The 12407-nt window shown below is 44.7% G+C and carries 12 protein-coding genes; 2 read left to right on the top strand and 10 right to left on the bottom strand.

Features of this window, described 5'->3' with window-relative positions:
* Positions 1 to 45: 45 nt before the first annotated feature.
* From atpG to R3D00_02705, 10 genes are all read right to left on the bottom strand, one after another.
* The gene (gene atpG, locus R3D00_02750) at positions 46 to 954 is read right to left on the bottom strand and encodes an ATP synthase F1 subunit gamma (protein MEZ4772074.1); all 909 of its coding nucleotides are present in this window, start codon (positions 952 to 954) and stop codon (positions 46 to 48) included.
* Positions 955 to 998: 44 nt separating this feature from the next.
* Positions 999 to 2576, bottom strand: a complete 1578-nt coding sequence (gene atpA / locus R3D00_02745; protein ID MEZ4772073.1) for a F0F1 ATP synthase subunit alpha — start codon at positions 2574 to 2576, stop codon at positions 999 to 1001.
* 19 nt (positions 2577 to 2595) lie between these two features.
* Positions 2596 to 3141, bottom strand: coding sequence for an ATP synthase F1 subunit delta (gene atpH, locus R3D00_02740; protein ID MEZ4772072.1), 546 nt, complete (start codon positions 3139 to 3141; stop codon positions 2596 to 2598).
* 5 nt (positions 3142 to 3146) lie between these two features.
* Entirely contained in the window at positions 3147 to 3641 is a 495-nt protein-coding gene (gene atpF, locus R3D00_02735; GenBank protein ID MEZ4772071.1) for a F0F1 ATP synthase subunit B, read from the bottom strand.
* A gap of 82 nt (positions 3642 to 3723) precedes the next feature.
* Positions 3724 to 3963: an ATP synthase F0 subunit C gene (atpE, locus tag R3D00_02730; GenBank protein MEZ4772070.1), complete on the bottom strand. Its 240-nt coding sequence runs from the start codon at positions 3961 to 3963 to the stop codon at positions 3724 to 3726.
* A gap of 36 nt (positions 3964 to 3999) precedes the next feature.
* Entirely contained in the window at positions 4000 to 5142 is a 1143-nt protein-coding gene (gene atpB / locus R3D00_02725) for a F0F1 ATP synthase subunit A (protein ID MEZ4772069.1), read from the bottom strand.
* Between the two features lie 38 nt (positions 5143 to 5180).
* Complete coding sequence (locus R3D00_02720) at positions 5181 to 5555, bottom strand: hypothetical protein (GenBank protein MEZ4772068.1); 375 nt, start codon at positions 5553 to 5555, stop codon at positions 5181 to 5183.
* Between the two features lie 33 nt (positions 5556 to 5588).
* Positions 5589 to 5792 carry an AtpZ/AtpI family protein gene (locus R3D00_02715; protein MEZ4772067.1) on the bottom strand — a complete coding sequence of 68 codons (204 nt, stop codon included), beginning with the start codon at positions 5790 to 5792 and terminating at the stop codon, positions 5589 to 5591.
* A 49-nt stretch (positions 5793 to 5841) separates the two neighbouring features.
* Positions 5842 to 6333, bottom strand: coding sequence for a polymer-forming cytoskeletal protein (locus R3D00_02710; protein MEZ4772066.1), 492 nt, complete (start codon positions 6331 to 6333; stop codon positions 5842 to 5844).
* 15 nt (positions 6334 to 6348) lie between these two features.
* The gene (locus R3D00_02705; protein MEZ4772065.1) at positions 6349 to 7302 is read right to left on the bottom strand and encodes a M23 family metallopeptidase; all 954 of its coding nucleotides are present in this window, start codon (positions 7300 to 7302) and stop codon (positions 6349 to 6351) included.
* A 74-nt stretch (positions 7303 to 7376) separates the two neighbouring features.
* On the opposite strand from R3D00_02705, the gene R3D00_02700 reads away from it, so the two are divergent.
* Both R3D00_02700 and R3D00_02695 read left to right on the top strand, forming a co-directional pair.
* Entirely contained in the window at positions 7377 to 10058 is a 2682-nt protein-coding gene (locus tag R3D00_02700; GenBank protein MEZ4772064.1) for a tetratricopeptide repeat protein, read from the top strand.
* 50 nt (positions 10059 to 10108) lie between these two features.
* A complete protein-coding gene (locus R3D00_02695; protein MEZ4772063.1) occupies positions 10109 to 12406 on the top strand; it encodes a transglycosylase domain-containing protein in 2298 nt (765 codons plus the stop codon).
* Position 12407: the final 1 nt, after the last annotated feature.

Genomic DNA, 12407 nt, shown 5'->3' with positions numbered 1-12407 from the left:
ATAGAGATACTCCTTTTTTATATTGATTTTTTTGACAATCGATCGCTACTGCGCTGCAAGCGCATCTGCACCTGCGGCAATCTCGAGGATTTCCTTCGTGATAGATGCCTGACGAGCTTTGTTATAGCTCAATTTCAGCCCTTTCAGCAAGTCCTCTGCATTGGTAGTTGCACTATCCATAGCAATCATACGGGCGCCATGTTCAGAAGCATTGGACTCCAGCACAGCGCGGAATACCTGCACTCGCAGTGCTTTAGGAATCAGCTCTGTAAGAATCTCTTCACGGCCAGGCTCAAACATATAGTCAGAGCGATATTTATCCGCATCAGCAGCAACTTCACCACCTTTTCCCAATCCTTCTACCGACAAAGGCAACAATTGTTCTACCTGGCGAATCTGCGACATGACGTTGCGGAATTCATTGAACGCCAGATATACCTTGTCCACTTCTCCACTTTCAAATTTTTCAAAAATCAGGTCGACAACCTCATTGACTGCCTGGAAAGTAAGATCACCGAAAACATCAAAGTTTTTGCCATTGACATTATACTTGCGTTTGCGGTAAAAGTCATAGCCTTTACGTCCTATACATAAAAACTGAATTTTCCCTTCGGCAAGATCCTTCGCGTGATTTTCCTTGATAAACTGATTGGCCTGTTTGAGCAGATTGGTATTAAACGGTCCGGCAAGGCCTCGGTTGGAGGTGATAACTACGAAGAGGATATTTTTAACTTCCCGCACCTCTACCAATTTGCTCGGGATATCGTCAACGTTGACCGAAGCGGTCACATTTCCAATAATTTCCTTGAGCTTGGAAGCGTACGGGCGCAACTGAAGCATGCGATCCTGTGCACGCCGCAATTTAGCCGCAGCCACCATTTTCATGGCTTTGGTAACCTGCTGGATGTTTTTTACCGTTTTTATCCGGCCTCGTATTTCTTTAAGATTCGCCATTATGAGTTCCGGGTTTTCGGATTAATGGTTCAGAAAAATAACTGTTATATAAATGACTTCGCGGTTTCTGTTGCTACAGACTCCAGTACTTTGATGATCTCATCATTCCAGTCGCGGCCTTTGATAGCATCGAGAGTACCTTTATGCCTGAGTTCCAGATTCTGAATGAATTGTTTTTCATAATCACTCATCTTCTCTACAGGCACTTTATCAGCGAATCCTTTGGAGACTGCATAAATAATGGCCACCTGATTTTCTACAGAAACAGGTGAATATTGTCTCTGAATCAGGATCTGTACACTTCGACGACCACGGTCAAGCTGAAGCTGGGTAGATTTGTCGAGATCTGAACCAAAACGGGCAAAAGCTTCCAGTTCACGGAACTGAGCCAGGTCAAGTTTCAGCGTACCCGCTACTTTTTTCATCGGCTTGATCTGTGCAGATCCACCCACACGGGATACGGAGATACCTACGTTGATCGCAGGGCGTACACCAGCATTGAAGAGGTTGGATTCGAGGAATATCTGGCCGTCAGTAATAGAGATTACGTTGGTCGGGATATAAGCAGAAACGTCCCCTTCCTGGGTTTCGATGATCGGAAGAGCGGTAAGAGAACCACCACCTTTTACCATTGGCTTAAACGCTTCCGGCAGGTCGTTCATATTTTTTGCAATACCATCATCGTTGATGATTTTAGCCGCACGTTCGAGCAGGCGTGAGTGGAGATAGAATACGTCTCCAGGATAAGCTTCACGGCCGGGAGGACGTCTCAAAAGCAGAGATACTTCACGGTAAGCTACGGCCTGCTTGGAAAGGTCGTCATAGATTGCCAGGGCAGGGCGTCCGGTATCGCGGAAAAACTCCCCGATAGCAGCACCTGCAAAAGGCGCAAAAAACTGAAGCGGAGCAGGATAAGATGCCGGAGCAGCTACAATAACCGTATAAGGCATTGCACCTGAATCTTCCAGCGCTTTTACCACCTTAGCGATAGTAGAAGCTTTCTGACCGCAGGCTACATATATACAATAAACAGGGTTACCGCTGTCGTAGCTTTCTTTTTGGTTGATGATCGTATCCACCGCAATAGCAGTTTTACCTGTTGAGCGGTCACCAATGATAAGCTCACGCTGGCCACGACCAATCGGAATCATCGAGTCAATCGCCTTCACACCTGTCTGAAGCGGTTCGTTTACCGGCTGGCGGAAAATTACCCCTGGAGCTTTACGTTCGTATGGAGAATCGTACAACTCACCTGTGATCGGGCCTTTTCCGTCAATGGGTTCGCCCAAAGGGTTGATAACCCTTCCGAGAAGCCCCTCCCCTACTTTCAGGGATGCGATCTGGCCGGTGCGTGTTACGGTGTCGCCTTCTTTAATTCCTTCGGATTCACCAAACAATACGGCACCAACATTGTCTTCTTCCAGGTTAAGTACCATGCCTTTGAGGCCGTTTGCAAACTGGATAAGCTCACCGGCCTGTACTTTTGCCAGGCCATAAATACGCGCAATACCATCACCTACCTGAAGCACGGTACCGGTTTCTTCCAGTTCGACTACAGTTTTGTAATTAGATAATTGTTCACGCAGGATTGCAGATACTTCATCAGGTCTTACCGCTGGCATATCTTTAATATTTCTTTGGTTAGTTATTCTTTGAAAATTCTTGTTTTATCTTTCTTAGGGCCGTAACAACACTTCCGTCGAAGAGGTTGTCACCCATATTGAGTACAAATCCGCCGATAAGGGCAGGATCCACTTCCTGTTCCATTTCAAATGTGCCGCCTGTTTCTTTTTCCACTTCTGCCTTGATCGCAGCTACAGTAGCCTTGTCAAGGACGGAAGCAGAGATGAGTTTTCCTCTGACAACACCATAATATTTATCGCAAATCGCAAGGAATGAAGAGGCTGTAGCGGGTAAATACATTTCCCGGCCTTTTTTGGTAATCAGCTGGACCAGGTGATCCACGATTTCCGTCTTCAGCCTTCCCGCAAAGACTTTCTTGATGATTTTTTCTTTGGCAGGAGAAGACACGATGGGCGTCTTCAGGAAGTTGGCGAAGTCTCTGTTATTCGTATGAATATCCAGAATAAGCGCCATGTCTTCTTTTACCGCAGGAATCATATTCCGCTCTTCCGCAAGTTTAAATACGGCGTTTGCGTATCTGTAGCCAATCCGATCTTCAACCATGGGAATTAATTTTCTTTCAAATCACCGATCAACTGACGCGCATAAGCTTCCTGTACAGGTTTGTCATCAAACGCCCTACGCAGGATTTTCTCGGCTACTTCAACTGCAATTGCAGCGGATGTTTCTTTAATTTCTGCAATGGCGGCGCGTTTTTCTGCTTCAATCTGCTGCTTTGTTTTTTCACGCTCTTTGGCTTCCGCTTCGGCAGCCGCTTTGCGGGCCTCTGAGACAATCTGATCGCGCAGCGTATTGGCCTCCTTGATGATTTTATCGCGTTCGGCACGCGCTTCTTTCAGAAGAGCCTCATTGTCGGAGGTGAGTTTCTGCATTTCCAGGCGAGCCTGTTCTGCCTGCCGGAGTGAGTTTTCAATGGTATCCTCACGCTCTTTCAGTGCATTGAGGATAGGTTTCCATGCCATTTTCCTGAGCAGAAAAAAGAAAACAAGGAATATGATCAGGGTCCAGGCGAATAATCCCAACTGGGGGGTCAGTAATGCCATCTCTGTATATATTAATGTATCAACTTAAATCTGAAATGTAGCAGAGAAGTCAGGGCATTCCCCTGACTTCCTGCATGTTGCCTTAAGCGACTCCCTGAGGGTTAAGGAATACAATCAGCAGACAAACAACTTCACCCAACAGCGCAACACCTTCAATGAAAGCTGCTGTAAGGATCATTGCTCCGCGGATATCGCCGGAAGCTTCAGGTTGACGAGCAATAGACTCAACCGTAGAAGCCGCCAGGCGGCCGATTCCCATACCTGCACCGATAGCAGCTAAACCTGCTCCGATACCTGCGCCTAAAATTCCGAAAGTTCCCATAAGGAAATTATTTAAATATGGTTATTGAATACAAAATCAATGGTGGTCATCGTGAGACTCCAGAGCCATTCCGACAAACACCGTGGTCAACAAAGTAAATATGTATGCCTGGATAATGGCTACCACCATTTCCAGTACAAAAATTGCGGTTGTAAATGCGAAAGAAAGCGGCATGATACCAAAGGCTCCGCCGGGCTGGGCACCATTTTTTCCCAAAATAAAAATCATACATACCAGGGAAAGCACCATAAAGTGTCCCGCGGAAATGTTGGCAAAAAGACGAATCATTAGCGCAAATGGCTTGGTAAAAACGCCGATGATTTCCACAATGGGCATCAAGGGGATACCAAATTTCAGCACCCAGGGTACGCCGGGGGTATTAAAAATATGTACCCAGTAATCTTTCGTTCCGTTAAAATTGATCAACAAAAATGTCAGCACAGCAAGTGCGGCTGTAACTGAAATATTACCCATCACATTCGAATTGAAGGGCGTAAGACCAAAAAGATTGGAAAACCAGATAAAGAAAAACAAGCTTAGCAGATATGGCAAAAAACGGGATGTCTTGTCGTGGAGATAAGGTTTTGCCACTTCATCGCGGATAAACACGATGATCGGCTCAAACATCGACTGGATACCCGATGGGGCTTTTCCGGCATTTTTCTTATATCCACGGGCAACTGCACTAAAAACCAGTAACATTGCAATACCCACCATGATCATGTGAAGGCTCGCTTTCGTAATGGAAAAATCATATACAGACGTATGATGATCTATATTTTCCACTTCCCACTCTTCAAAAGCTTTTTCGTCCATATCCACATGCCCGTGTGCGTCCACTGGCGGCGTAACGCCCGCTTTCAGCGGATACAGGTGATCATGCAGCGCCATATAACCTTTTTCGGCCAGGCCTTCTGTACTGCCCACAAACTGTACCCCATCGCGGCTACTATAGAAAAGCCATGGAAGATGGAGGGCTACCGGTATATAATGGGTTTTCCCATGTTCGTCCTTTCCCGAAGGAATATCTGTAATATGCCAGTCGTGTGTGTCCAGGACGTGGTGAAGAATCGTTTCCGAAGCGTCAAACTCTTCTGTCGCGTTTCCGTCGTCAGCAAATACAAAAACGCTTGAGACAAGGCATAAGAGTGTAAGTATGAAAGACTTACGTACAATCATCAGCATATATTTTCTGCGTTTACAGCCGTCATATCAATTTAGGCGCGCAATTTACGCATTAACCCATAAACTTCAAACGCAGTCAAAATAAAATATGAAAGGAAATAAGAAGTTACGTATTCTATGATCATTGTCCGGTATCCTACCGCCATAATTATTACCAGAACAATCCCGACCAACATCTTCGCCATCATCCCCAAAATCAGAAAAGTCACAAACTTGCCGGTAGTCTTTTGCAAGCCTGTGAAAGTAATACTGTAAGCGGTAACCCCTGTAAGAAAACTGACCAGAATACCGGAAATTACAGCACCCAGGCTTATTTGAGGAAGCCAAAGGATTGTGATGACATAACCCGTAAGCATTAAAAATAATGCAATCAGGGCAGCTCTTACAATAAAAACAGGTATCGACACAGGCGTTGTTTGGGAGATGACGAGGAGGAATATTTATTTAAACTTTCGGATGGCAAGAAAAATGGCAGCGGCACACCCGGCAATGGAAAGAACCAGCATAAACCAGGGTTTTTCTGTTCCTGCCCATGTATCCAGGCCATAACCTGCTCCAACAAATAAAAGAATGCAGGCCAGGATTTCAAAACCCAGGCCTGTATATCTTAGATATTCCTGATAGGGTGATCTTTTGTCTTTCATGAAGCCTTAGATCTTCCTTCAGCCGAAAGCCAATGGATTTTTGCCAAAGTTAGCTGGCTTTGCCCATCTTTTCTACTGGCTGAGGCTGTTGAACCGGACGAGCGCTTGATTTGGCGAGCAAATCTTTTGCACGGGGTTGCGTTTCGGTGAGTTTATCTTTTGCGGCTTCAGCCATTTTGCTGCTTCCGGTGAAGATAGCACCCATTTGAACAACCAGCTTCTGCGTAAAGATATCACCGAATATTTTTCCGGTTTTATCAATGGTCAACAATTCGCGGGTAACGACATTCCCTTTGATTTCACCTTCTACGGTGGCAATCCGGGCGTCAACGCTACCTTCGATATAACCTGTGCCACTTACCACCAGTTTAGAATTACAAACCAGGGTACCTATGACTTTACCTTCTACACGGAGGTCACCTTCTGCGTTGATATTACCAACAACGACGGTACCTTCAGAGATGATATTTCTTCTTCCTTCGGGGTTAGAGCTAGAGGGATTCACTTTTGGACGATTGTTTTCGTTTTTGTTTCCAAACATGCTTTTGGCTGGTTATTAATTAAATTCGATGTAGTTGGTAGGATCTACGGGCCTGCCCTGCCGCCACAATTCCAGATGAAGATGGGGGCCGGTAGAATTTTCTCCCGTATTCCCGATCACTGCAATAGGCTCTCCGGCATACACATAAGTTCCGGCGTCTTTAAGCAATCTGCTGTTGTGTTTATAGAATGTAACTACATTTTCTGCACTCGCAACACCGATCACCCATCCATTGTCGTCCGAATACTCTGAGATTATCACAAATCCATCGGCAACTGAGCGAATCAGCGTATTTTCTTCTGCTACAATATCTACGCCATAATGCGCACTTGATTCATCAAAAGATTTGCGAATTTCTCCTGTAATCGGGGAAAAAAGATTCTGCATCAGCGGGTAATGCCGTGAATGGCCGTTGCCGCTTTGCGTATCCGATACATAGACAATTTTAGGCTTGGATTCATGGGTTGTTTCCACCACTTTTTCCGGCGTTATTTCCCTTTTTTCTACGGCCGGCAATACCGTCTCACTCTCCTCCAAAGCTTCTTCTTCCTGCCGCTTATGCATCGCCTCCTCGCTGACTACTCGCATCGAATCCAGTCTGTCCTCGCTAAATACCGGTATAGAGTCCCCCTCTACCCCGGCCAGCTTTCTGAAACTGGCTACATAAGTAGTCCATCGCTCTATCTGATCCTCCATCTCCGCAAGCTGAGTCGCCATTTCCTGCCGCTCTTCCGCAAACTCTTCCGGATTTTTGTAACCGGGAATCAGTTGATGAAAGCTTGGCGTATAAATAAATAATGCAGCAGTTCCACCAACAATCAGGATAAACAGCAACGCTGCAATCCATACTACCGTTATAGGTTTTAACAGGAACTGCTTTGATTGAGAAAGGGTAATGTCATCAATCAACTCAACCCTGTATTGCTTCATGAGCCTCGCCTGAATCCGCCTGTAAAAGTTTCGTAACATATGCTCTTAGCTTGAGGCTGAAATTAAGTATATTTGACCAGTTTACTTTTCTTAACCATTGATAAACTCAAGTCATGACGGTGTCTTCCGTATTTCGCAAATTTACAAAATTTCTGCCAATAATCTTGCTGCTGGCTGTGTTTTCCTGTAGTAAAGAAAAAGATACAGTAACCGCCCGGTTATACCATAATACAACTTCTTATTTTAACGGGTATTACAACGCCACTTATCTTTTCAAAGAAACAGTAACCCGACTTGAAGAACAATACAAATTTCCTGAACAGGGATTTATTGAGGTTGTTTATTATGGAAATGAGGATGAAATAAAAAGTTTCGTTTCTGATTTTGAAACCATCATCAAAAAAAATGATGCTGTCATGTTCAAACACCCCAACGGGGACTGGATAGATGACTGCCGTCTGCTCAATGGTAAAAGTTGGTTTTACCGCCAAAACTATACCCTCGCCATGGAAAATTTCGATTATATCCTCGAAACTTTCCCTGACTCCCGCCTCGTACCGGAGGTGCATTTCTGGATTGCTAAAACCCATTATATGATGGAAAATTCGGAAATGACCAAAACAATTCTCGATAAGGAACTTATCAACAATGATACGGTCTATATTGACGCAGATCTTGAGGCTGACCTTTCTCTTTTCCGTACCCGCCTCGCCATTCAGGATAAGGATTATAAAAAAGCAGCAAAAATCCTTTCTGAAAATGTCATCTATATCAAAGATAACCTCCGCCGCGCACGGGCTCATTTCCTGCTCGGTCAATTATTTTCCGAAACCAAAGAATATCCCAAAGCACTCGAAAATTATATGTTGGTAGAAAAGTTTAGCGCAGATTATAGCCTGACTTTTTCTTCCAAAATAAAGATTGCCCGCCTTTACGTAGAGTTTCAGAAGGGTAAGGATGACGATGATGAAGTCAATAAATATCTCACCAAACTGCTGAAAGATGAAAAAAACTTTGAATACAGAGATCAGGTTTACTACGAATTTGCTCTGCTTGAAATCAAAAAGGAAAATCTGAAGGGTGCGATTGACTATCTCAAGGAATCGATCCGCGCCAACCTCAGCAATCAGCGTCAAAAGGCCCTTTCTTACTTTAAGATCGGCCAGATCTACTTCTTTGACTTTCAAAACTATACCCAGGCCCAAACTTATTACGACAGTGCTGCTACGGCCATCACCCCTAAAGCTCCCGAATATAAAGAAATCACCACCCTCGCAGCTACCCTCAAAGATTACATCAATTATAAAAATACCATCTCTTATCAGGACAGTATGCTTTGGCTGTCCACGCTTCCCGCTGACACCCTCGATGCCCTCATCAACCGCCTCGTAGCTGAAGAAAAACGCAAACAGGAAGAAGAGCAGGAGCGAATGCTGAAAGAAATGAATTCGCCCAATAACAATTTCTATAATCCGGCACTTCAACAATTTCAGGATCAGGGCAACCGGGCCAAACAAAGTCAGGGCGGTGTCTGGTATTTTGACAACCCTGCCGCAGTATCCAGTGGTAAGCTCCAGTTTGAACAGGTATGGGGCAAACGTATCAATGAAGACAACTGGCGTAGAAGTAAGAAAATGTCCAATATCTCTATGGCTGGTGATCCTGATGCCGGTGCAGACAAACAGCCTGTAGAGGTGGACAGCACACTGCTCAAACAATATGGAGACAAATACAAATACTATAAAGATATTCCCAAAGATGAGGAAGGGATAGCTGTCGCCAATGCGAAGATCGAAGAAGCTATGTACAATCTGGGACAGTTGTACGCACAAAAACTCAACGAAAATGATTCAGCCATCAAAACTCTTGAAACATTGCTGGATCGCTACGAAAACTCCGAATATACCCTCCGGGCCCGTTATTCTCTCTACGGTCTCTACAATCTAAAGCGAAGTCCAATATCAGAAGTTCATAAAAATTATATTCTCAACGAACATCCGGAGACCGTCTATGCCTATCTCATTCTGAATAAAGATCCCCGGGAACTGAAAAGGGATATTCTGGATTATGCATTTGCCTATGACGGCCTATTTAATGCCTATTCCACCCGTCAATTTGAAACGTCCATCGGCTTCAGCGACTTCTTACTTACAAACGAACAGTTTCACAGTAACCCGGAAATCGATTTTGCCAAACTCTATTATATAAAAGGAATGTCCTATGGATATCTGGGACAAAAAGATAGTCTGGCAAAAACCCTCACCTATCTTGTAACTACTTACCCTCAATCAGAAGTTGCGCCACTGGCCCAAAAAACCCTCAACTACCTCAAAACGGGTGTCCCCGCTACAAGTAAGGGCGAAACTGTCAGCGGAGCTTCCCTGACCGAATCTGCAGACCCCTCCAATGAGGCGTTCAAAGGTTTTACAGATAAAATCAAACCTACCGACAAAATCTTTGTCCTGATTTTTGTTGATAAAAACAAGGTGTCAAAGACTGACGCAAATACACAAATTGCCGACTTCAACAAAGTCCACTATGATGCAATGGGGCTGAAAGTCTTTACATTCTTATATCAACAAACGCATCTTCTTCCTTATATCAGCAGCTTCAAAACTGTTGAGGATGCAAAAAAATACATTCAGGATTTCCTGGCAGACAATGCTTCCAAAACGATTATTTCCAGCGGAGATGAAAAAATCTTCTATATCTCCCATACAAACTTCAAAGTAGCCTACGGCCAGAAAAGAATGGAGGACTATATCCAGTACTACGAAAATATTCTGAACAAATAAATTCAAAATTTTCGCTATCTTTCAGGGACAAACTATTTGATCCCTGGCTCATGAGTACTCCTTCTGTTACCAGTGAACTGAAAAAACAGGAATCCGTTGCTGAACAGTTCCTTCCCCCGAAAAAAAAAATCTCCTATAAAATCCCCAGATATTTTTTCCTGGGCATGGTTTTCCTTGGTACTGTCGCTTTATTCGGATTCATTGGTTATTCCGCACAGGACCTTCCGGCGCTTACTGAAATAGAAAACCCCAAATCCAGCCTCTCCACACAGGTTATTGCTGCTGATGGGATGATCCTCGACAATTTTTATGTCACGGAAAACAGGGTAAATGTAAAACTCAACGATATTTCCCCCTATGTCATTGACGCACTCGTCGCTACAGAAGACGCCCGGTTTTATGAACATTCCGGTGTCGATTACTGGTCTATTCCAGCACTGCTGAAGAGAAATCTGACAGGTACAACCAGCGGGGGAAGTACGATTACCATGCAGCTTTCCCGCAATCTTTTTAACGCAGTAAGTCAGGAAAGAACTGTCACCCGCAAAATCAAAGAAGTAATTGTCTCTGCCTTACTGGAAAAAAATTACACCAAGCAGGAGATTATTGAGGGCTACCTCAATACCGTAAATATTTACGGCAATGCCTATGGAGTTGAAATGGCGGCCCAGCGCCTGTTCGGTAAAAAATCCAAAAGCCTGAGTATCGAAGAATCGGCCGTTATCGTTGGCATGCTTAAAGGTCAGGGTGTATTTGATCCAATCAGAAAACCAGATACCGTACTTTCCAGAAGAAATGTCGTCATTAATCAGATGGTCAAATACGGATTCCTTAATAAGGATTCCATCAATATCGACAGCCTCAAAAATTTACCAATCGTCACTGCTGCCCAGGGGCGCGATCATGTACAAGGTACAGCGCCTTATTTTCGCCAGCATGTACGGAGTTTTCTGAAAGAATGGTGTCAGAACAATCCAAAACCAGACGGCTCTTTCTACAACCCTTATGCAGATGGGCTAAAAGTATATACGACACTTGACTCCCGGATGCAGATGCATGCAGAAGCTGCTGTAAGAGAACATTTGACGAAACTCCAAAAAACCTTTGACAAACACCTCAAGGGGCGCGAAGCCTATAAAGAAGAACCGGCTATTCTTACAGATCTTACCAGGCAATCTGAAAGATATCTGAAAGCAAAAAAGGCTGGAAAATCAGAATCTGAGATTAATGAGGAATTCGCCAAACCCATAAAGATGCGGATTTTTAGCTGGAATGGCGATATTGATACTGTACTTTCTCCCTTAGACTCGATCAAATACTATTCACAATTTCTGGAAACAGGGGTTGTATCCATTAACCCCATCAATGGTGAAATTAAGGCGTGGGTCGGTGGAATTGATTTTGAATACTTTAAATATGACCATGTCGGTCAGGGGAAACGTCAGGTGGGCTCCACTTTCAAACCTTTTGTCTATGCTGCTGCGATAGATTACGGCAACCGTACCCCCTGCGACCTTGAGCTAAATCAGCCCGTAGTTTTTGAAAATACTGATGGAAATGGTACCCGGTGGGTTCCCAAAAACTCAGATGGAAAAATTGGTGGGCTTATGACCCTTCGCACGGCACTCGCTACTTCAACCAATCTGGTAACCGCAAGGCTGATCAAGCAGATCACCCCGACCGTAGTAGCCAAATACGCCCAACGAATGGGGATTCAGACTCCTTTGGATCCAGTACCCTCTCTTTGTCTTGGAACAACGGATCTTTCTGTGCTGGAACTTACCGGTGCATATGGCACGTTTGTCAACCGGGGGCGTCGGCTGGATCCGCATTTTATCTCGCGAATTGAAGACAATAAGGGAAATATACTCGCCGAATTTCAGCCGACCCCGGTACAAGCCCTGAGCGAAAAATCTGCTTTTATGATGGTCGAATTGCTCAAAGGTGTGGTAGATGAGCCCGGCGGTACAGCCAGCAGGCTCCGGTATATGTATAAATTTCGCAATGAAATGGGAGCAAAAACCGGTACCACTCAAAACCATGCCGACGGATGGTTTGTAGGCATAACCCCCAACCTTGTCTCTGGTGTGTGGGTGGGATGTGCGGACCGAAGAGTCAGGTTCAGAACCATTGATCTGGGGCAGGGAGCAAGTATGGCTTTGCCGATATGGGCTTTATATATGCAAAAACTATATGAGGATCCTGAAATTGGATTGCCGCAAGATCGTTTTCTGCGCCCGGCGGGATTTGATGTGAACTTCGCATGTGGCGACCAACCTCAGATTTTGACAAGAGGTGCCAGGGAAACGCTGCGGGTAAGTTCTGACGATCTGGACAGTTTTGATTGAG

This window comes from Bacteroidia bacterium, assembly GCA_041391665.1.
Taxonomy (GTDB): domain Bacteria; phylum Bacteroidota; class Bacteroidia; order J057; family J057; genus JAGQVA01.
The sequence above is the reverse complement of the archived record's forward strand: the minus strand, read 5'-3'. Positions and strand labels throughout refer to the sequence as shown.

Bases quoted from the DNA above. Each gene is read 5' to 3' on its own strand.
- R3D00_02705 (MEZ4772065.1), bottom strand. From the start codon at position 7,302: ATGTTACGAAACTTTTACAGGCGGATTCAGGCGAGGCTCATGAAGCAA.
- R3D00_02715 (MEZ4772067.1), bottom strand. From the start codon at position 5,792: ATGAAAGACAAAAGATCACCCTATCAGGAATATCTAAGATATACAGGC.
- atpE (MEZ4772070.1), bottom strand. From the start codon at position 3,963: ATGGGAACTTTCGGAATTTTAGGCGCAGGTATCGGAGCAGGTTTAGCT.
- R3D00_02695 (MEZ4772063.1), top strand. From the start codon at position 10,109: ATGAGTACTCCTTCTGTTACCAGTGAACTGAAAAAACAGGAATCCGTT.
- atpG (MEZ4772074.1), bottom strand. From the start codon at position 954: ATGGCGAATCTTAAAGAAATACGAGGCCGGATAAAAACGGTAAAAAAC.
- atpA (MEZ4772073.1), bottom strand. From the start codon at position 2,576: ATGCCAGCGGTAAGACCTGATGAAGTATCTGCAATCCTGCGTGAACAA.
- R3D00_02700 (MEZ4772064.1), top strand. From the start codon at position 7,377: ATGACGGTGTCTTCCGTATTTCGCAAATTTACAAAATTTCTGCCAATA.
- atpF (MEZ4772071.1), bottom strand. From the start codon at position 3,641: ATGGCATTACTGACCCCCCAGTTGGGATTATTCGCCTGGACCCTGATC.
- atpH (MEZ4772072.1), bottom strand. From the start codon at position 3,141: ATGGTTGAAGATCGGATTGGCTACAGATACGCAAACGCCGTATTTAAA.
- R3D00_02710 (MEZ4772066.1), bottom strand. From the start codon at position 6,333: ATGTTTGGAAACAAAAACGAAAACAATCGTCCAAAAGTGAATCCCTCT.
- atpB (MEZ4772069.1), bottom strand. From the start codon at position 5,142: ATGATTGTACGTAAGTCTTTCATACTTACACTCTTATGCCTTGTCTCA.